Origin of the sequence: Synechococcus sp. BA-120 BA3, assembly GCF_034931285.1 — a bacterium.
Classification (GTDB): domain Bacteria; phylum Cyanobacteriota; class Cyanobacteriia; order PCC-6307; family Cyanobiaceae; genus Cyanobium.
The window spans coordinates 1-601 of the sequence record NZ_JAYGHZ010000234.1; the positions used below are offsets into that span (position 1 = coordinate 1).

Sequence of the window (601 nt, forward strand, 5' to 3'; positions counted from 1 at the left end):
CCGTTGGGGTAAGTGCGCAATTCTTCAACCTGCCTTATTTTGTACGGTGCCAGTTGCTTGCGCAAAAATGAAATAGGGTGGTGTTCCAGGCTTGAACCTGTGGCGCGGTAATCGGCCAGCATGTCTTCCAGTTCGCCGGCTTTGGGCAATTCAAGTGGTGTTTCATTGCTGCGGGTGTTGGTCAGCAGGTCTGTGTTGTTTGCGCCGTGCCGAACGCCCCTTGTTTCAGTTGCTGCGGTTTGCCACACGGCCTGGCGGCGGTGCCCTGGAGCGGCTCCGGCCGGCCCCTGTCCGCCGACCTGAACCTGCAGCGCAGCGGCGAACTGCTGAACCGGGCCCCGGGCAGCCAGCGACGCGTCTATGCCCTGACACAGAAGGCGGATCAGCCCGGCTGGCGCACCGCCCCCCCCGGCCCCGTCGACCTGCTGCTGCCGCTGGGCGAGAACCCGCGGCTGGAGGCCCTGGCCGCCGGCTGGCGGCGCCTCGGCAGTGACCGGGAGCGGCTGGATGCCGCCAGCGGCTGGTTCCGCAGCCAGCCCTTCCGCTACACCCTGGAGCCCGGGGCCCTGCCCCGCCAGGCCCCCCTCGACCACTTCCTGTT

At 67.4% G+C, this 601-nt stretch carries 2 protein-coding genes; one reads left to right on the forward strand and one right to left on the reverse strand.

The window, feature by feature from the left end; genetic code table 11:
- Positions 1-248, reverse strand: a 248-nt coding sequence (locus VB737_RS07495; RefSeq protein ID WP_500312281.1) for a hypothetical protein, incomplete at its 3' end; no start/stop codon positions are given.
- On the opposite strand from VB737_RS07495, the gene VB737_RS07500 reads away from it, so the two are divergent.
- The coding region (locus VB737_RS07500; RefSeq protein WP_500312282.1) for a hypothetical protein at positions 240-601 on the forward strand (362 nt) is incomplete at its 3' end. The two genes, VB737_RS07495 and VB737_RS07500, sit on opposite strands and share 9 nt — an antisense overlap.